The 18,440-nt window shown below is 45.7% G+C and carries 20 protein-coding genes; all 20 read right to left on the bottom strand.

From position 1 onward, the window contains the following. Positions 1–24: 24 nt before the first annotated feature. The gene (locus DWW91_RS28010; protein WP_233584436.1) at positions 25–324 is read right to left on the bottom strand and encodes a DUF1097 family protein; all 300 of its coding nucleotides are present in this window, start codon (positions 322–324) and stop codon (positions 25–27) included. A gap of 487 nt (positions 325–811) precedes the next feature. Beyond that, positions 812–2,350 carry a ribonuclease Y gene (rny, locus tag DWW91_RS07255; RefSeq protein ID WP_007659029.1) on the bottom strand — a complete coding sequence of 513 codons (1,539 nt, stop codon included), beginning with the start codon at positions 2,348–2,350 and terminating at the stop codon, positions 812–814. A gap of 105 nt (positions 2,351–2,455) precedes the next feature. Further along, positions 2,456–2,752 carry a cell division protein ZapA gene (locus DWW91_RS07260; RefSeq protein ID WP_007659031.1) on the bottom strand — a complete coding sequence of 99 codons (297 nt, stop codon included), beginning with the start codon at positions 2,750–2,752 and terminating at the stop codon, positions 2,456–2,458. 5 nt (positions 2,753–2,757) lie between these two features. Beyond that, positions 2,758–3,051 carry a hypothetical protein gene (locus DWW91_RS07265; RefSeq protein ID WP_007659032.1) on the bottom strand — a complete coding sequence of 98 codons (294 nt, stop codon included), beginning with the start codon at positions 3,049–3,051 and terminating at the stop codon, positions 2,758–2,760. Between the two features lie 148 nt (positions 3,052–3,199). Further along, a complete protein-coding gene (locus tag DWW91_RS07270) occupies positions 3,200–3,400 on the bottom strand; it encodes a winged helix-turn-helix domain-containing protein (RefSeq protein WP_007659033.1) in 201 nt (66 codons plus the stop codon). A gap of 129 nt (positions 3,401–3,529) precedes the next feature. Then, positions 3,530–4,219 carry a B3/4 domain-containing protein gene (locus tag DWW91_RS07275; protein WP_046145087.1) on the bottom strand — a complete coding sequence of 230 codons (690 nt, stop codon included), beginning with the start codon at positions 4,217–4,219 and terminating at the stop codon, positions 3,530–3,532. Between the two features lie 6 nt (positions 4,220–4,225). Next, entirely contained in the window at positions 4,226–5,050 is an 825-nt protein-coding gene (gene pgeF / locus DWW91_RS07280) for a peptidoglycan editing factor PgeF (RefSeq protein WP_122327353.1), read from the bottom strand. Further along, on the bottom strand, positions 4,995–6,152 hold the full coding sequence (gene obgE / locus DWW91_RS07285; RefSeq protein ID WP_007659037.1) for a GTPase ObgE: 1,158 nt from the start codon (positions 6,150–6,152) through the stop codon (positions 4,995–4,997). Before obgE ends, pgeF begins: the two co-directional genes overlap by 56 nt. Positions 6,153–6,232: 80 nt before the next feature. Beyond that, on the bottom strand, positions 6,233–6,802 hold the full coding sequence (locus DWW91_RS07290; RefSeq protein WP_007659038.1) for an adenylate kinase: 570 nt from the start codon (positions 6,800–6,802) through the stop codon (positions 6,233–6,235). Between the two features lie 64 nt (positions 6,803–6,866). Beyond that, on the bottom strand, positions 6,867–7,409 hold the full coding sequence (hpt, locus tag DWW91_RS07295; protein WP_122327354.1) for a hypoxanthine phosphoribosyltransferase: 543 nt from the start codon (positions 7,407–7,409) through the stop codon (positions 6,867–6,869). A gap of 60 nt (positions 7,410–7,469) precedes the next feature. After that, positions 7,470–8,144, bottom strand: coding sequence for an ABC transporter ATP-binding protein (locus tag DWW91_RS07300; RefSeq protein WP_007659043.1), 675 nt, complete (start codon positions 8,142–8,144; stop codon positions 7,470–7,472). A gap of 27 nt (positions 8,145–8,171) precedes the next feature. After that, positions 8,172–10,580 carry an ABC transporter permease gene (locus DWW91_RS07305; RefSeq protein WP_122327355.1) on the bottom strand — a complete coding sequence of 803 codons (2,409 nt, stop codon included), beginning with the start codon at positions 10,578–10,580 and terminating at the stop codon, positions 8,172–8,174. Positions 10,581–10,816: 236 nt separating this feature from the next. Further along, positions 10,817–11,398 carry a DUF4948 family protein gene (locus DWW91_RS07315; RefSeq protein WP_008144980.1) on the bottom strand — a complete coding sequence of 194 codons (582 nt, stop codon included), beginning with the start codon at positions 11,396–11,398 and terminating at the stop codon, positions 10,817–10,819. A 6-nt stretch (positions 11,399–11,404) separates the two neighbouring features. Beyond that, positions 11,405–12,145: a toxin-antitoxin system YwqK family antitoxin gene (locus DWW91_RS07320; protein ID WP_008144979.1), complete on the bottom strand. Its 741-nt coding sequence runs from the start codon at positions 12,143–12,145 to the stop codon at positions 11,405–11,407. 382 nt (positions 12,146–12,527) lie between these two features. Beyond that, entirely contained in the window at positions 12,528–13,328 is an 801-nt protein-coding gene (gene erm / locus DWW91_RS07325) for a 23S ribosomal RNA methyltransferase Erm (protein ID WP_117749078.1), read from the bottom strand. 17 nt (positions 13,329–13,345) lie between these two features. Beyond that, positions 13,346–13,654 carry a hypothetical protein gene (locus DWW91_RS07330; protein WP_229532930.1) on the bottom strand — a complete coding sequence of 103 codons (309 nt, stop codon included), beginning with the start codon at positions 13,652–13,654 and terminating at the stop codon, positions 13,346–13,348. 45 nt (positions 13,655–13,699) lie between these two features. Further along, complete coding sequence (locus DWW91_RS07335) at positions 13,700–14,437, bottom strand: DUF1266 domain-containing protein (protein ID WP_008144975.1); 738 nt, start codon at positions 14,435–14,437, stop codon at positions 13,700–13,702. Between the two features lie 335 nt (positions 14,438–14,772). Next, complete coding sequence (mobV, locus tag DWW91_RS07340) at positions 14,773–16,140, bottom strand: MobV family relaxase (protein WP_054858168.1); 1,368 nt, start codon at positions 16,138–16,140, stop codon at positions 14,773–14,775. A gap of 585 nt (positions 16,141–16,725) precedes the next feature. After that, positions 16,726–17,118: a hypothetical protein gene (locus DWW91_RS07350; RefSeq protein ID WP_039848164.1), complete on the bottom strand. Its 393-nt coding sequence runs from the start codon at positions 17,116–17,118 to the stop codon at positions 16,726–16,728. Positions 17,119–17,135: 17 nt separating this feature from the next. Then, entirely contained in the window at positions 17,136–18,368 is a 1,233-nt protein-coding gene (locus DWW91_RS07355; protein WP_054856192.1) for a site-specific integrase, read from the bottom strand. Positions 18,369–18,440 lie beyond the last annotated feature (72 nt).

Raw genomic sequence — 18,440 nt, forward strand, 5'->3', positions numbered from 1 at the left:
GAAGAGTGAACTTTTTTATTTCAACTATTTTTTCTCATCTTCGCTTACTTTCTTTTCATAAGCGCTACGCAGGCAGATAGTGATATAACCGAATAACAGACCGATCGTACAATAAATCATCTCCATCAGAGCTGCCGTAGCAAAAGTGGCATTCGGCACATAATTCATAAAGGCAAAGAAAGCACCCGCACCAATAAACAACGCCGGTACTAAAGACATCCATTCGCTCCGCTCACAGAAAATAGCACAGAAAGCAATCACTCCTACCGCCACAGGCACGGCAAAGAATCCCAGAGCAGGCGTCATCGCACCGCCTAGAACCATAATAACAATGGAGGCAGCAATACCGATCGCATAAGCAATAAAGGCTTTTATCCCTCACCGTACAACCAGCCAGGAAGTAAACCGCCCACGACTGAAAAGAGATCCAACTAAAACCGACATTTCCTTCGGGAGGCACGGAGGTGTACAACAACTGGTCCAATGCCTGTATCAGGCATGCTAAAACACCAATAATCACGGGAATCAAAACAAACTTTTTTAGTGTCATTGTGGTAAAAGATTTAAATGAGTAATTAGATATAGAATATAGTGATTTTCGTACCTCTCACGGCAAATATATTAATTTAACTGATAAAACACAACGCGAAAAGACAGATAACAACTTGTTATTGTGCAAAATAGACTATTCACATCACCCTGATATATATTCCCGACAGTCTAATAATTAACAGTTTCAGCCAACAAAAAATGGCCGATCTCTTCAGACCGGCCACCTTAAATTTTAGTTTCAAATATATCCTAAAGGACTTTATTTCGCATAACTTACAGCACGGGTTTCGCGGATAACCGTAATCTTTACCTGCCCCGGATAAGTCATTTCGTCCTGTATCTTCTTTGCGATTTCGTTTGACAGGTTTTCCGTATCCTTGTCGTCGATCTTATCTGCCCCAACAATAACGCGAAGCTCGCGGCCTGCCTGGATAGCATAAGTCTTCACAACACCCGGATAAGAAAGAGCCAATTGTTCCAGATCGTTCAAACGTTTGATATAAGCCTCAACGATTTCACGACGGGCACCCGGACGAGCTCCGGAGATAGCGTCACAAACCTGAACAATCGGTGCCAGCAATGTCTGCATCTCAACCTCATCGTGGTGGGCCCCTACTGCATTGCAAATATCCGGTTTTTCCTTATATTTTTCGCAAAGCTTCATACCCAGGATTGCGTGCGGCAATTCCGGTTCATCATCAGGCACCTTACCAATATCATGTAACAAACCTGCACGCTTCGCTTTCTTCGGGTTCAATCCTAATTCAGAAGCCATCACGGCACAAAGGTTAGCCGTTTCACGGGCATGCTGCAACAGGTTCTGACCATAAGAAGAACGATATTTCATCTTACCGATCATACGGATCAGTTCGGGATGCAGTCCATGAACACCCAGGTCGATCACCGTACGTTTACCGGTTTCAACCACTTCGTCTTCCACCTGTTTTTTAACTTTCGTCACCACCTCTTCGATACGGGCCGGATGGATACGTCCGTCCTGTACCAACTGGTGCAATGCCAAACGGGCAATCTCACGGCGAACCGGGTCAAAGCCGGAAAGAACGATTGCTTCGGGGGTATCGTCGACAACGATCTCAATACCAGTAGCTGCTTCCAAGGCACGGATGTTACGGCCTTCACGTCCGATGATACGTCCTTTGATCTCATCCGATTCGATATGGAATACGGTAATGGAGTTTTCGATCGCCGTTTCAGTCGCTACACGCTGGATAGACTGGATAACGATCTTCTTTGCTTCTTTATTAGCCGTCATCTTCGCTTCTTCCATGATCTCATTGATATAAGAAGTTGCTTCCGATTTGGCTTCGTCTTTCAACGATTCGATCAGGCGTTCTTTCGCCTCATCGGCAGAAAGTCCGGAAAGGGCTTCCAGCTGCTCGATCTCCCGTTGATGAAGTTTTTCCAGATCCTGTTTTCTTCTATCTACCAATTCCAATTGAGTAGCCAGATTTTCTTTCACCGCATCAATCTCGCAGTTTTTACGCTGCAAATCTTCCTGACGCTGGTTGAGTGTCAGTTCACGTTGTTTCAACTTACCTTCGGCCGACTGGATCTTTGCGTTCCTTGCCGATACTTGTTTTTCCAGATCCGCTTTCAGATGAAGGAATTTTTCCTTTACTTCCAGCAATTTGTTTTTCTTGATCACTTCCGCTTCCTTCTCGGCTTCCCTCAGTACGGAATCGTACCTCGACTTCAGAAGAAAACGCATGCTCAACCACGTCAACAACCCTCCTATCAGGAGAGCTACAATTGATGATATGATTATATACACTGTCATTTTACTTATAATTTAAATTCATATATATATAAAACAAAAAAAGCACTACAATACACGGCAACCGTGCAGAGCAGTGCGGAAACTCTTCTTACAATTATATTATAATTACTTATCCTTCAAATACTGTTCCAACTCACCCGTGAGTTCCTGTATCTTATCTGTAATAGGACTTGTATCGTTTTTATCTTCCAATTGCAAATTAGTCATAGACAATTGAAAAGCAACCATGGCTAACAAATCTTTTACATCCACATCGGACTGAGCAAAATTTTGCCGATACTGATTGATCTTATTACGTATCTGCTTGGCGGCATCCCGCGCCAACTGCTCGTCTTTCCGATCAATCCAAAGACCGTAACTCTTTTCGGCTATATCTAAATGTATAAGAAATTTATCGTCCATCGCTTCTATTCGTTTAATAGTGCAATGCACTTGTCTACTTCCCGCACTAACTTCGATAAACGCATCCTTGCACTTTTCATTTCCCCTTCATTTACGGAAACGACTCTTGCTGTCAGCAGTTTATCGCATTTGGTATTCAACTCTTCAATCGTTTTTATTGCCTGCTTCAGTTCTGCTTCCTTATGGTTCAAAACAGTTGTGAGCTCGTCGATCTTATGGTTTTGCTTATTACATAATTCCATTAAATCACGAACTCTAACCTCAAATACAGCCAACAATCTCTTTTGATCTTCGGTCATTTCACACCAAATTCTAGACAAAAGTAAAATTTAGAATTGAATTAAACAACAAGGCGGTCTGTTTTTTTAAACAGAAAACATCCAAACACACAAAAGGCCGTCCAAATAATATCCGAACAGCCCTCCTAACCTAGTATCGGTTACGCGATTAGATCAACGCAACAAATAATTCACCTTCAATCTCTTCGAAAGACAACTTTCCTTCTTTTGCTAACCAACCAAATGCAGCATACATGTCTTTTTCTGCTTTGATCTTAGTTGCTTTCTTTACTGCCTTAACACTCATTTTTCCGCCTTCGTTTAAAACTGTCCAAACAAGGCCGGCGTTTGTACCAATCAATTCGATCATTTTCTTTTTCGTTTTGTTAATTCGTTAACGGGGGCAAATTTATAGATTAATCGATTAAAACAAAAGGAAATAGATGTTTTTTAGCATAAAAACGGGTGTTTTTGAGGTTTCTAAACATAATTAACGCGTTTATAACATAATTTTCACTCTACTTTCAGGCGTAATCAACTCCATTTCCAAATTAGTTGTTGATACATATCGGGTTAATAGGGACACCCCATAGGTCAACGCCTCTTGCAGGCCATCTTTTCCGGAGTATCCGTTTATAATCATTAACAGCTTTCCCGTATTCATGTCGATCTTGGTTCGTTCTTCATCGCTGGTCGGAGTACCAACGCCTCCCTGATTATCGCGATAGACCGGGAGGCCGGCTATATTCAGTTCGCCACGGCCTATTCCATGATAAATCTCGCCTTCCCGACCGACACCCAGCACCAGATCTCCGTCAATCTTACCGGCATCGAACCCGCCGATAGAATAACCGCTCTGAATAGATAGGAGATTGATTATATCGACCAATGTATCTATTTTATATAAGGGTAATTCTCGGAGGATACGCCGGCGAAGCGCTTCCGCCGAAGGACGGTAACGGTTCGGATCTTTCCCCAGACGCTTATAAGCCTGCCTGGTTGCCTGGATAGGAGGAAATTTGTTTATATCTTCCAGTTTGCAGGTTGTGCGGATATGGGTTTCCACTTCTGTTATTTCTTTCCACAATTGTTCGTCCGAAACGGTGTTTACCACGTCGCATTCCACAACGGCGACATGCAGGTCCGGGCAAGCCTTCGCTATTTCTTCCGAGATAGAAACATGTATCATATAGTATTACTCTTTAATCATTATACCGGACAGGATACGTCCGCTTTTTATTCCCACCCGGCGGGCGGAGAAAAAATCTTCATGGTGCTGATAGGTGCAGATTCCGGAAACTTCAATACGCTCCGGCAATAATCCGGATTGCAGCAACTGGATACGGTTTGCCTCCCAGAGGTCGATATGGGCTTTACCGGTCTGAGCGTTTCGTTCCATGATACGATTCATATCCACACCAGTCTCCCTGAAAGCATCGACCACCTCCTCGCCTACCTCGAAAGCCTCCTTGCTGATCGACGGGGCGATACCCGCCATCATCAGGGCAGGATTACAAGAATAACGGTCTGCCATACAACGGATGGTTTTTGCAACGATCTGCTTTACCGTTCCCCGCCATCCGGCATGGATAGCCGCCACCACCTTCTTATCCGGCGCATAGACCAGAACCGGGACACAGTCTGCCGTAGAAACAGCGATGCAGATTCCCGGTATATCCGTCACCAGAGCATCTTTTCCGTGCATCTCCTGCTGTTGGGCATCAATACAACTTATTTCCGCTTCATGCACCTGACAGGGGGCAAAAATCCTTTCGGGAGAAATTCCCATTGCATCCGAAAGGAGCTGACGGTTCATCCGGACGGAAGCCGGATCGTCACCGCTGAACTCTCCCGGATTCATCGTCGCATAATTCCCCTGGCTCACTCCTCCATGGCGGGTCGTTATAAAATGAGAAATGTTGCATTCTCCGCTTAATCCGGAGAATTGCAACATTTCTACTGTATTACTTTTCAGTTTCTTCATCTTCGTCGTCCCACTCGTATTCTTCATACTCTTCATCCGGATCGTCGTCGTCGACAGGAAAGACGAAATCATCGTCATCATCATCCAGCGGTATCGAACTGACATCGATGTTCTGGTGGACGATGTTCTCGACTTCGTGGAAGGTTTCCTTATTCAGTTCCTTCCACAACAGGTCTTTCAACTCCGTAATACCCTGCTGGGTAATGGAAGAGATAAACACATGCGGAATACCTTCGGGTAAATCCTCCGACAGAGCTTCGATCAGTTCGTCATCCAGCATATCGCTCTTGGTGATTGCCAGCACACGGCTTTTACCCAGCAATTCGGGATTGTATTTTACCAGTTCGTTATGAAGGATCTCGTATTCCTTTTTAATATCGTCGGTATCTGCCGGGATCATAAACAGAAGCAGCGAGTTTCGTTCGATATGGCGAAGGAAACGGAGTCCGAGACCTTTCCCCTCACTGGCTCCTTCAATAATACCGGGAATATCGGCCATCACGAATGACCGATGGTCGCGATAACTTACGATGCCCAGGTTCGGTTCCAGTGTCGTGAACGGGTAATTCGCAATCTTCGGCTTAGCCGCCGATACGACAGAAAGCAAAGTCGACTTTCCGGCATTCGGAAAACCTACCAGCCCCACATCTGCCAGCAACTTCAATTGCAGGATAACCTTACGTTCCTGAGCCGGTTCTCCCGGTTGAGCATAACGGGGAGCTTGGTTGGTAGATGTCTTGAAATGCCAGTTGCCTTGTCCGCCACGACCGCCTTTCAGCAGCATGACTTCCTGGCCGTCTTCGGTAACGTCGCAGATATATTCGCCGGTTTCGGCATCATATACTACAGTTCCGCACGGCACTTCGATCACCCGGTCTTCACCGTCTTTTCCGAAACTGCGCTTGGCACTGCCGCCTTCGCCGTTCGTTGCCATGATATGACGTTCGAACTTCAGATGCAGGAGGGTCCAGTAATTTCGGTTGCCACGAAGATACACATGGCCTCCTCGCCCTCCGTCGCCTCCGTCGGGGCCTCCTTTCGGAATATATTTCTCACGACGAAAGTGAGAAGACCCTCTTCCGCCCTTTCCCGAGCGGCAATAGATCTTTACGTAATCTACAAAGTTTGATTCAGCCATAAAAAATAATTATTTAATGTGATAATATGCCAATGTGCCAATGAAGAAACCCTTATTGGCATATCGGCACATTGTTTAATTTACAAATTATTGATCGCTTCTTTGATACGATCGAAGATTTCTTCGACTGTACCCATTCCGTGGATACCGACGTGTTTGCCTTCTCCCACATAGTAATCTGCCAAAGGAGCTGTCTGTTTATGATAAACATCCAGTCTCGATTTGATTGTTTCCAGGTTATCGTCCGAACGTCCTGATACTTTGCCGCGTTCCAGTAGACGAGAAATCAGTTCTTCTTCTTCAACCTGCAGGTTCAGCATCACTGAAACATCCGTACCGCGTTTGTTCAGCATTTCTTTCAATGCTTTTGCCTGCGGGATAGTACGGGGGAAACCATCGAAGATAACACCTTTTGAACTGGCTTTGCTGTCCAATACTTTGGCAAGCATATCAACGATCAGTTCATCCGGTACAAGCTGACCTTTTTCAATATAATCCTTAGCGATCTTACCAAGTTCGGTTTCACCTTTCATTTCAGCACGCAATACATCACCAGTTGAAATGTGATCCAAACCATACTCTTTAATGATCAACTCACTCTGTGTTCCTTTTCCTGAACCCGGAGCTCCAAAAATAACAACGTTCAACATAATATTGTTCCTTATTTATAAATGTATTTTTCAGTTATCAAACTCACCTGTAAGCTGTCATCTGTCAACTACTAACTGTCACCTTGTAAATATCCCGGTAGGCACGCCCCATTTCATCATAATCCAGCCCGTAACCGACAATAAAGTCGCTTGGTATCTGCAAACCGACATAGTCAGGCTTCAGATCGCATTTCAGGGAATCGGGTTTGAAGAGCATGGTTGCCAGCTTGACATCCGCCGCACCGTCGTTTCTCAGCTTATCCATGACAAACTGCATGGTGTAACCGGTATCGATAATGTCTTCCAGCAGGATCAGGGTACGTCCTTTCACATCGGCCTGCACCGGCATGATCTCACGAACAACTCCGGTGGTATTGAGGCCACGATAAGAAGAATAGCGGGCAAACGTAATTTCGTAGTAGGTGTCCATCTGCCGCATCAGTTCTGCGGTAAACATGAACGCCCCGTTCAATATGCCTACGAACAGAGGGTTAGTATCTCCTACATCTGCCTTAATCTGTTTAGCCATCTTCGCAATGGCATCTTTGATCTCCTTCTCCGGGATAAACAGTTCAAATTCTTTATCTTTTAATCGGATCTTGTCCATATACCGTTTATTTTTCGAGGGAGCAAAGGTACAATATTTTCAGTGAAGCACAAAAAGATTTTACTTCCTGCTTTCAGTCAGGATATTTCCGTCCATCATGCGGATTAAACGTCCTGCCATCCGGGCATTTTCTTCCGAGTGTGTCACCATGACGACGGTTGAACCTTCCTTGTTGAGTTCGAGAAGCAGATTCATGACTTCGTTACCGTTCACCGAATCCAGGTTTCCGGTCGGTTCGTCCGCCAGGATGATCTTGGGATTCGTTACAATAGCACGGGCAATAGCCACGCGCTGTTGCTGTCCGCCGGAAAGCTGCTGCGGATAATGTTCCGTACGATGGGCAATCTGCATCCGGTCGAGTGCGGCATTTACCCTCGCAACCCGTTCCTTTACCGGGACTCCGGCATATAAAAGAGGCAATTCCACATTCTCAAAGACCGTCAGTTCGTCTATCAAGTTGAAACTCTGAAAGACAAATCCCAAATTACCGTTCCGCAAGTCTGTCCGGTTATTCTCCGTATAACGTGAAACTTCTTCTTCCAGAAACCACAACTCGCCGGAAGTCGGATTATCCAGCAACCCCAACAGGTTCAGCAATGTTGATTTACCGCAACCCGAAGGCCCCATTACTGCAACGAACTCTCCCTGGTTTATTTCCAGATTAATACCGTTCAAGGCTGTAGTCTCAACACTCTCCGTACGAAATACTTTCGTTAAATTTACTGCTTTTATCATGATGCTTATTTTATTATTCTTATTCATTTATTCATATCTCAACGACTCCACCGGATTCCGGGAAGCTGCCCGCCAGGTCTGCGCTACAACTGTCAGGAAGGTTATCAGCAGGATAATCAGTCCCGCCAGCGGAAACAGCCACCAACTGATAGGAGTCTGATAGGCAAAATTACTCAGCCAGCGAACCATCAGAAGATAACCGACCGGACAGGCTACCACAAAGGCGATTCCCACCCAAATCATATATTCCCGGCAAAACATACGGACAATGCGGTCGGAATGCGCACCGTTCACTTTCCGGATACCTATTTCCTTCGTCCGCTGTGCGGTTGCCAGGGCAACCAGTCCCAGTACGCCCATCATGGCGACAACGATTGCCAGGACCGTAAAGATCAGAAACATCCGGCTCAACTGCTGTTCATGGGCATAATTCAGGTTCAACGCATCGGAAAAGAAACGGTAGGAAAATACATTGTCCGGGCGCATCTCTTCATATTTCTCTTTCAGGAACTTCAATGTCCCCGCCTTATTCTCGGGTGATATCTTTATATACATTGTATTCAATAATTGACGGGAATAATAGATGTAAGCCGGTTTGACCTCCTCACGCAACGACTGAAAATGAAAATCCTTCACCACACCGACAATCCGCGCAGTCTCCCCGAACCATCCTTTATTCTGAACGACCATGCCTACCGGGTCTTTCACCTGCATCATCTTCCAGGCGGTTTCATTAATGACTACCGGCGACTCCTTCTGATAAGTGCCATCCATATAGGCATTCTTGTCGGCACCGAAAGATTCGCCTTTCAGCAAGGTCACTCCCAATGTCTTCATAAAATTGCCGTCCCCCACAACACCGACCATTTTCAGCGAATCGACCTGTCCGTTTTCACCCATCCAACTGAAAACGGCTTCTTCCGTCTTATGTCCCCGAAGGTAATTCGACAAGTCCACGCCTCCCGCCACATTCCCGACATTCGGATTTTTCATTACTTCCTGCCTATAATCATCTATTCCCTGGTTGCCGTAGTAGGCCATCAGTTCGAATACATCACAATCCACGACGACCATATCTTCCTTATCCAGTCCGAGGTCTGCATTTTGCAGGTAATGAAGCTGACGGAAGACTACCGAAGTGGAAAAAAGCATCGTAATGGCAATGACAAACTGCACACACACCAAGCCTTTGATAAGCGTCCCTTTCCGGCCGGTTGCCTTTCCGCCTTTAAAGGCCAGCAAAGGGTTGAACGACGACATATAGAAAGCAGGGAACGCTCCTGCCAGACTCCCGACTCCTATTATACCGAACAGGATAAATAACATAGTCTGCCAGTTAAACAACAAAACAATATCTTTCCCGACAAACCGGTTGAAGAAAGGCAACAACAATTCCGTCAGTGCCAACGCCAGGACCAGCGAAAGGAAAGCCTGGACCAAGCTCTCGGACAGGAATTGCGTAATCAACATCTTACGTTTCGCCCCTGTCACCTTCCGGACACCGATCTCCTTATAACGCAGCGATGCACGGGCAGTCGACAAAGTGGTAAAGTTGAATGCCCCCATAAAAATAATCAACAGAGCCAACGCCATAAACAACCAGATTTGCGACATATTTCCGTAATTATCGACCGACGGGTCTTTAAATGAGGTATGTAAATGAATATCTTTCAATGGCTGGAACTCCAACGGCATCCCGTCTTCCCGCTGATTTATCCAGGTACGGCCCATAGCCTTCCGGTCGGCATCCGACAATACGGCGCCTTTCCTCAACTGGATATATACATTCGTTCCTTCCGCAAAATCCCAGCTCAGCGGCTCAAAATAGGCCTGTTCACCCAGCAACACTTCAAACCGGATATGGCTTTTACGGGGCACCTTCAGGACTGCCGCCACTTTATAACGGTGAACTTGCCCCAGAAACTGACAGGTGACATCTTTGCCGACAGCCGGAGAATCTCCGAACAGCTTCTTTGCCGTAGACTCCGCCAGCACGATCTGTTGCGGGTCTTTCTTCATCTGGGCCGGATCGCCCGCTATCACCGGGAAACTGAACATATCAAAGAAGGCCGTATCCACAAACGTATACTTCGCTTCGATCAGATTTGCTCCCGAATGAAGGTTCAGCATACCGAAGTTGAGCACAAAGGTTGCATTCTCCATCTGTGGGAACTCCTCCCGTAATGCTTTACTCAACGGGGCCACCGTGTAAGCTGATTCTTTCATTTCCCCACCGTCTTTCCGGTCTACGGCAATCACCCGGTAGACAGAGTCGCGGTTCCTGTGGAAATCTTCGAATGTCAGCTCATCCACTATCCAGAGATAAATCAGGAAAGCGGCTGTCATTCCCAGCACGAATCCCAACATATTAATAGACGAAAACAGAAAGCTCCGTTTTATCAACCGGATGGCTACTTTTATATAATGCTTAATCATATCGTTCTTATTTATTGTTATTTTAGATTTTTCTCGGTTTGACTTAACCGATTGAGAAATAAACTTTTAGCGAATTATTTGAGAAATAGAGGTAACGATTTAGCAACTGTGCGAATTTCAGCGTTTTACATTGCTATGCTGTCAAATAACTCTTTCATTTGCAAATATAACATCTTTTTCCGAAAGTACGAACTTTCGGTGACAATTTTATAAAATCGACTTGCGAAAAAAGAAAATTATCGTGAATGGTCTAACTCTATATACCAGCCTTCCTTGACGGGCTTGTATAGCGTAGTGTCATTGTATGTCCTGCGGTAAATTTTGTTCAGGTCGCCGTGTTCGGTGATACGGATGTCACGGCGGCTTCTCAATTCGAGATCGTAAACGAAACTCTTGGATGTTCCCGCATCCACGATGCCGTGGGAGTAGTACAGCATAAATAAGCTCACATATACCGAATCTGCCGTTTCCTGCTCCCTGCGGTCAACAAGGACAAGACCGCATCCAATCTCTGACAACAAGGAGTCGAGTTGTATTCGGTCAGATCTTGATAACCCGTGTACCGGCGTGTCCTGCACTTGGTTCGGTTGGTAGGATATTTGTCCTGCCGAATCAAGGATGAGAATATCGCAGGGAGAGAGCGGTGGATAGTGAAAGCTTCCCTCCGAACTCTCCGCCATGATTTTGCGTATCTTGTCGAATGCCGCCTCGTGCGTGGCGAAGTGGCGTATCATTTCCTCGTCCGTCGGCGGCATGGGTGGCTCGCAGCTTACGACCGATGCAAGCGTTAAAAGTAGTATTATGATAACTATCTTCATCTCTGTTTAAGCCCCACCTTCACCATGCCATGTGCAGGTTTGGGTATTGTTATCATAGTTATGTTCTATCCATTGCCCCGATTTCTCGCCGTCAGTGTATTGTCCCTCGATAGTTATATAGGGTTTGCCGTCCCGTGTCGATTCCACACGATAAGAGCCGTCAAGTTTTCCGTTACGGTAGTGGCGTATTATCCTGCTGCGAAGCGTGCTCGCATCCTCGAAGATTTCCCACTCCTCGCCATCTTTTTTCCCGTCGATATAATGAGATTCAAAAATCTGCTCTCCTGTCTTGCTGTCAAAGCGGCGCTCCCGCCCGCTCTCCACACTCTGCTTATATTCCTTTTCGGCTTCTATTTTGCCGTTACGAAAATAGGTCTTTACAGTTCCGTCTATCTTGCCTTGCTGCATGGGTGTTTCCTTTCGGGGAGTAACGCCGTCTTGGTAATACTCCGTGAATGTGCTGTTACGCTTGCCTTTGGCATATATACCCGATTCACGCAGCACCCCATCACGATAGCGGCGATAATCACCGTTTATCATGCCATCGGAAAATTTAACACACTCCTCGTCAAGTCCTCGTATAATGCGATATTTTCCCCGTAACGGCTGTTTTCTGCCTTTTTTATAATAGACCGTGCGCCGTGAGTTATCTGTTATAGTCTGCAAATCGCTCCATTCTACGATTTGTTGTGCGGAAACCGTGCCACACAATAGTAAAAAGATGTATAGTGCCAATATTCTATTCATTGTATTTTTTGTTTTTCAAGGTTGCGGCTAACACGTGGCTCAATCACCACGAAAAGCGATTGAGCCACACGCCATTATCCGCATAAATCGAACTTGTTAGCCTCTTCACTTCTTCAACAAAGCGAAAAATTCCTCGTATCGCTCGAAAGATTCAAAGAATCCTGCATGCAATGTTATTTGTGTATCATCCGTCAAGAAGATTTCCAATTCTCCTTCTTCATCGTCATATTTAAGATGTTTTATATCCGATATTTTAAATAAAAAAATCACAATGTTTTGTAAATATGAAATATTGTTTTAACTTTCGCATATTTAAGAGTTATGCGGCAGCTTAAAAAACGACAGCAAACCAGAAAAATCATCTTGACAAACCAACTTTGAATTATGAAGGGTGAAACTTTTCGGGGGCAACTTCCAGCATTTCCAAAAAACAGTTTTTCCATTGACTTGGCGACAAACAGACAATTTGGGAGTTAAGGTTTATTCCGAATTTTTCCGAAATTGACCTGACCTGATTTTTTCTGAAAATCGACTTTAAAGCTGTTTTGACAGATAAATCAGGCTTCTGTAACAGACAGGAAATAAAAGCTAAATATTTGACTTTAAGCTCAAAATCAAAAGAAGACTGATTTCTTTTAATGCGTAACAGAGTTGATTTGACAGTTGGTGGTGGCAAGAAACTTTCAGGACTTACCTCATAGACAAGTTTCAAATCAAAAAAAGTATGATAGAAAACAGTATATGGATTATAGAGCTTACTCGAAAACAACTTTTGAGCAGGTTCTAACTGAAGGACAATGGAACCTCCGAGAAAATTTTCAACACTCTCAAACATCAGAATTTTGAATATATCGGAAGTAATTCCATAAGGAATGTTTGACACCACCTTGAAAGGAAACTTGGGAACTGCAAAATTCCTAAAATCACAACCGACAATTTGAACATTGCGGGCATCAGAAAATAATTTTCGTAAATATTCAACCAAAGCTGTGTCGTTTTCAATAGCTACGACAATGTTGGCGATTTTTAATAAATGGACAGTGAGAAATCCCTTGCCTGCCCCAATATCCAAAACCGTATCCTGACTATTTATATTTGCTTGTTTTATTGCATCTTCTATTAGCACTTTATCAATGGTAAAGTGCTGACCCGTGAAACGAACGGGCAATTTCTTTTTTGTCATTAATTACTTCTTACAGGTTAATACTTGTCGGTTTTCTCCCCTTTCTTTATTATAGGATAGGTTACACTATCTGCATCGACAACGATTTTTCCTCCGTTCGCCGCCAAAGCACGGGCAAGATGAACCTTGTTCAATGTTATTACCAAGAGAACGAGTCCTCCGATTATAAAAACAATGGCAGTACTCGTAGGGCCAAGTATTCGGGTACTGCCTATTCTTATACCGAATGGATAAACGAGCGGCACGACAACCATACCGACTGATACAGCCAACATTGTAATGTTATCCTTGATAGGAGAGGCTGGAGCATAATTAAACGTTTTCATAATTCAAAAAAAATGTAGAGTTAATAAATATTTTTTAATAAAGTATCACCATTTTATATAAGTCCAAGGGCTTTTGGTATCTGTCAGTAAATCTTCTGCCAATCCAATCATGTTGGTAGTTCCCATCGACAAAGTACGACCAAGAACATAACTATAAGCATAGTCTTTCCAATTGGTATAAACTTCTTTGGTCATCTCGTAAGCGGCATTGATACACTGCATACATTCTTCTTTTACAATGTACTCTTGCTCAAGGCAAAGTCTGCTGATAAAGTTTAATCTTCCTGCATCCCACGCAAGTACTCCGAGTTTGCCCATTTCTTCTTTGGATACGACAATTCCAGCTTGTTCAATGTCCGGATATTTTTCCTCCATCGTTTCCAACTTTTCCAAACAGTCATTTCGGAAATCGGTGTGTTCTTTCAATTCTTCATTTTCATTAAGCCACTTCCTGCTTATATTACCCCCTCCTTGAAGAAAAGCCGTATAAGCATAGTGAAACATTGTTTGCGAGGGAGCTTGCGACAACCAATTCAAAGTTTCGATGGCACTATCCCTATCCGTTATACCAAAGTATTCACCTAAAATAACTTTACGAACAGAGGGAGTTACGCCAGTTTCGAATGTGTTCAATACACCTTGTTGTTGATATACATACAGATTGCCAAGACTTATCTTGCGTAAATCCGCTTCTGGCAAATGTGAATTTTCATCCACATTCAAACCATCCTGAAAGAAACTCTGCAATTTTGCAAGTCTTCCCCAAAGAGATGTCATGTCCATAGTACTATGTTTGTCTTTCCAGCTCCTTAAGACCTTTTATTATTAAACCACGAAGCGTGGAACTGCAATGCCACGTCTTTGTTGAAGGTCGTAGGAAAAACCTAATGAGCAGATGTAGTAATAGCAGCCCACGCTATAGCGTGAGAACCACTATGCCATCCTTGCTCATTTTGAAAATTTCCTACGTTTTCAACAACAAGATAAGCATAACGCTTCTTTCTTTTCTAATATGTCTTGGACGGAGTTTCCCTAATCCAACCACAAAGGTAGTGAAAAGTTGTGATAATCACTTATGTTGCAATAGATTTATTTGCTCGCTGTATAAAATTGGAGCTTTACAGTTTCATACCCCTGCTTTTCCTTTGCTGCTGTATAGGTTGCCGTATGTTCTGCCTTAACTTCTCGAACTGTTCCTTGAACCACTCGGCAATGGGCTTTCGGTCAATGGCAAGAACCAACCTCGTCCCGTCCGTGGGGTCTTTCAGCACTTGAAACCCAGCCTTTTCGGTCGTGAATTTCCGTCCGTGTTCCTCCGAGTAGAGTTCCCCCGCATACTCCAACGTCTTTCCCTTGACGAGCGTTGCGGTCTGCCTTTCATCGAATCCCACAAGGCGGCACAGGTTTTCGATACGGAGCATTTCACGCAGGTAGGGAAACCATGCCGCCGCCTTTGCGATTACCGTTTTCAGAAACGATATTTCCTGCTTGTGCCTTGTGTCCTTGTCCGCTATCTCCCTGCCGTGCTTTTGCTGCATTTCCCGTATCTCCCGGCTGTGGTCTGCCTGCATGGTCTGTATTCTGTCTTGCAGGGCTTCGATGGTTTCCTCGTGGTCGGCTACCTCCCTATGCAGGGCGGTGTTCTCCCTTTCCAACGTCTTGACCTTGTTACTGCCAAAAAGAGAACCGACACTCTCGGCAATGTTGGCGGCTGCAGCAGTTGCCGCCCCTTTCAGCTTCTCGGTCTGTATCTCTTTTTTCGCCTGCCTTAATTCCTCCTGCGCCGTTTCTTTCTGCTGCTGCAAATCCACCACCTCCGCTTTCAGACTGTCGGCGAGTTTCTGTATATCCCGATAATACTGCTGCGTGGACTTGTGGCGAGCTTTCGAGCCGTCTATGCCCCTTTGCAGCCCGTATTTCGCCATCGCTTCGGCATAGGTATCTTGGTAGGACTTCAATTTCAGCCGTGTCATAATATCGTCTGCGCACAGTCTCACGGTGTCGGTCGGCTTCTTGCGGTATCGCTTCTTCGTCTGCTCCTCCCGTTTCCTGCGCTTTCGCTCTCCCTTGACGATGGGGACGAGTGTGACGTGTATGTGCGGCGTTTCCTCGTCCCTGTGCAAGTGAGCCGCCACGATGTTCTCCTTTCCGAACGTGTCGGCGAAGTATTTCAGATTGTCGGCGCACCACTCGTCCAAACGCCCCTCTTCCTCTATCCGCTTCATGTCCTCGTGCGTTCCCGATACGTTGATGCGGATAGCCCGTACTTGGTTGCTTCCGATTTTGCGTGTCAGCCCAGCTTCTTCTAATCTCTGCTGTATAGCCGCCGAACGGTCTTTCACCCCGTTGGGGTATTCGATGAGCCTGCGGTTTAGGTGCGTGCGTGTGGGGTCGGCGTTCTTCGGTATGATGAAACGCTCGATATGTGCGGTCGTTCCGCTGTCGCTGCCGTGCGCCTTTTCCATGTGTAAAACTACGAAACCCATATATTCCTTTCTTTTCTGGCTTGTGAAACAATAAATCTGACTATCTTTGAGGGCGGCGAAATGCCGTCCCCGATGGGGTGTGCAGAGGGGCTTGCCCCTTGCCTTATTGGGGAATTTTCAGCGATACGTAGTATTGCGGCTCGGAAAATTCCCTAATAAGCTACGGTATTTTCTCCGTAAATACCCTGCGGCGTGCCGTCTGCCTGCCTTTCGGCTATGGCTGTCCCTGCCGTCTGCTTACCCATATAACCCCACCTTATTTTTCCCCTTTCGGTCGGTGGGTGGCGGGGCGGTCGTTTTCGTTTTCAAAGGCTCTTTTGCATGGGGCGGTCGGATACAAGGTTTTCCCGATAAATACACTCGCAGCGAAGCGAGAGGAAGATTTATCGGGAAACGGCGCAGCCGCCCGACCTTTTAGCCGACGGAAAGCCCCGTGCTTGCTTTGCCTTTGTAAACGGAAATGATTGCTCCGCTTTCTTCTGAAAAGAGAAATAGACCCTGCAATATATATCACCATAGTGATAGGTTTGCATGTTGGCATGTTGGCATGCTGGTACGTTTGCATGTTGCTATGTTGGTATATCATCACGCTTTCCAACGGCTGTTGGGCTTGCCGTCCGAAACAACCGACACGAACACCGTCGTTTTTTCTTTTCGCACGTGCATAATCCTTTCCAGCAATGCCTTGCGGACTTTCGCCGCCCCGAACGATTCGACACGGAAAGCGAGGGCGGCTATCGTTTCGAGGTTGTAAACCTCCGCGCTGTATCTGTCCGATATGCGGATAATGCGCTTTATGTCATATATACTCAAAACTCCGCTTTTGCAGAGTGCCTTTATCCCTGCCCGAACCGTCGGGGCGATAACCCCGAACAGTTCGCAGATTTCCCACTCGGTCATGGCGGTTGCACCTATATCGCTCGGCAGGGAGATATTGCCCCGCTCGTCCATCGTGATAATGTTCCTTTCTTCTTTCATCGGTATTCTGCTTTTAATTAGATGGCTCGGCAGATATTCTTCTCCATGTCCTCCAACTTGTGCGACAAGGTTTCCATGTCTTGGCTTATCTTCTGGGCGGTGATTTTGGCGTAAATTTGGGTGGTTTTTATGTTCGTGTGTCCCAAAAGGCGGCTTACGGTTTCGATGGGTACGCCGTGCGACAAAAGCACGGTCGTGGCGTTCGTGTGTCTTGCGACATGATAGGTCAAACGTACCTTGAAGCCACATTGCCTGCCTATCTCTTTGAGTATCTTGTTGCAGCTTCCGTTACTCGGAACGGGGAAAACATGACCGTCCCGAGCCAGTCCCTTGTACTTCTCGATGATACGCTTGGGAACATCCAAAAGGCGGATGTTCGATTCGGTGTTGGTTTTCTTTCTTCGGGTGATTATCCAAAGATTGCCGTCGAAGAAGGTTTGCAGGCGGTCGGCGGTGAGGTTCTTCACGTCCGAATACGCCAGACCCGTGAACACGGAAAAGACGAACAAGTCCCGTACAAGCTCGTGGGTGGCGTTCTTCATCGGTGCGTCCATGAGCGTCTGTATCTCCGTTCGGGTGAGGTAGCCCCTGTCCACGCTTTCGGGAGAGTTGATATATCCGGCAAAGGGATTAAAGGGCAAACGTCCGTCGTTCCTCGCAATGGAAACGATGTGTTTCAACACAATCATGTAGCCCCACACGGTATTGGTACGGCATTTCTTCTCCGTGCGCAAAAAATACTCGAAATCGTTGATGAATGTGAGGTTGAGTTCCTTTAACGGAATATCCTCACGCTTGTAGCTGTGGGGCAGGAACTCCCGAATATGGTTACAGACCGTCCGGTAACGGGTAAATGTACCTTGCGCCCTGCTGTGTCCGACTTTCTTCTCAAACTCGGCGTTGTGCTGCTCAAACAGCTTCAGCAAAGTTTCCTGCTTGACGCCGATACCGAGATAGGCGTCTTTGAGTTTGGCGGCGGTTACATAACCGTCCGTCTGCATCAGTTCTTGATAGCGGCGGTTTACCTCCACACGGATTTTATCTACCGCAAGGTTGATTCTCTGTGCTTCGACGCTCTTGCCCGAAGCACGGCTGTTCTTCACGTCCCACAACCGTGGGGGAACATCCATTTTGCAACTGAACTGTTTAATCTCGCCGTCCACCGTGATACGGCACATCAGAGGCAGGTTGCCGTTCGGCTTCTCGCTGCCTTTCTTCACGTAAAATAATACCTTGAATGTACTACGCATAACTCACTCCTTTTTTGGTTACAAAATTAGTTATTAGTGAGTTACCGACAGCTATGTAAATCGATGCAAAAC

It is taken from the genome of Parabacteroides sp. AF17-3 (genome assembly GCF_003635445.1).
GTDB classification, from domain to species: domain Bacteria; phylum Bacteroidota; class Bacteroidia; order Bacteroidales; family Tannerellaceae; genus Parabacteroides; species Parabacteroides goldsteinii.

Coding starts and splice junctions, on each gene's coding strand:
- DWW91_RS28010 (WP_233584436.1), bottom strand. CDS start 324: ATGGTTCTAGGCGGTGCGATGACGCCTGCTCTGGGATTCTTTGCCGTG.
- rny (WP_007659029.1), bottom strand. CDS start 2,350: ATGACAGTGTATATAATCATATCATCAATTGTAGCTCTCCTGATAGGA.
- DWW91_RS07260 (WP_007659031.1), bottom strand. CDS start 2,752: ATGGACGATAAATTTCTTATACATTTAGATATAGCCGAAAAGAGTTAC.
- DWW91_RS07265 (WP_007659032.1), bottom strand. CDS start 3,051: ATGACCGAAGATCAAAAGAGATTGTTGGCTGTATTTGAGGTTAGAGTT.
- DWW91_RS07270 (WP_007659033.1), bottom strand. CDS start 3,400: ATGATCGAATTGATTGGTACAAACGCCGGCCTTGTTTGGACAGTTTTA.
- DWW91_RS07275 (WP_046145087.1), bottom strand. CDS start 4,219: ATGATACATGTTTCTATCTCGGAAGAAATAGCGAAGGCTTGCCCGGAC.
- pgeF (WP_122327353.1), bottom strand. CDS start 5,050: ATGAAGAGTATGAAGAATACGAGTGGGACGACGAAGATGAAGAAACTG.
- obgE (WP_007659037.1), bottom strand. CDS start 6,152: ATGGCTGAATCAAACTTTGTAGATTACGTAAAGATCTATTGCCGCTCG.
- DWW91_RS07290 (WP_007659038.1), bottom strand. CDS start 6,802: ATGTTGAACGTTGTTATTTTTGGAGCTCCGGGTTCAGGAAAAGGAACA.
- hpt (WP_122327354.1), bottom strand. CDS start 7,409: ATGGACAAGATCCGATTAAAAGATAAAGAATTTGAACTGTTTATCCCG.
- DWW91_RS07300 (WP_007659043.1), bottom strand. CDS start 8,144: ATGATAAAAGCAGTAAATTTAACGAAAGTATTTCGTACGGAGAGTGTT.
- DWW91_RS07305 (WP_122327355.1), bottom strand. CDS start 10,580: ATGATTAAGCATTATATAAAAGTAGCCATCCGGTTGATAAAACGGAGC.
- DWW91_RS07315 (WP_008144980.1), bottom strand. CDS start 11,398: ATGAAGATAGTTATCATAATACTACTTTTAACGCTTGCATCGGTCGTA.
- DWW91_RS07320 (WP_008144979.1), bottom strand. CDS start 12,145: ATGAATAGAATATTGGCACTATACATCTTTTTACTATTGTGTGGCACG.
- erm (WP_117749078.1), bottom strand. CDS start 13,328: ATGACAAAAAAGAAATTGCCCGTTCGTTTCACGGGTCAGCACTTTACC.
- DWW91_RS07330 (WP_229532930.1), bottom strand. CDS start 13,654: ATGAAAACGTTTAATTATGCTCCAGCCTCTCCTATCAAGGATAACATT.
- DWW91_RS07335 (WP_008144975.1), bottom strand. CDS start 14,437: ATGGACATGACATCTCTTTGGGGAAGACTTGCAAAATTGCAGAGTTTC.
- mobV (WP_054858168.1), bottom strand. CDS start 16,140: ATGGGTTTCGTAGTTTTACACATGGAAAAGGCGCACGGCAGCGACAGC.
- DWW91_RS07350 (WP_039848164.1), bottom strand. CDS start 17,118: ATGAAAGAAGAAAGGAACATTATCACGATGGACGAGCGGGGCAATATC.
- DWW91_RS07355 (WP_054856192.1), bottom strand. CDS start 18,368: ATGCGTAGTACATTCAAGGTATTATTTTACGTGAAGAAAGGCAGCGAG.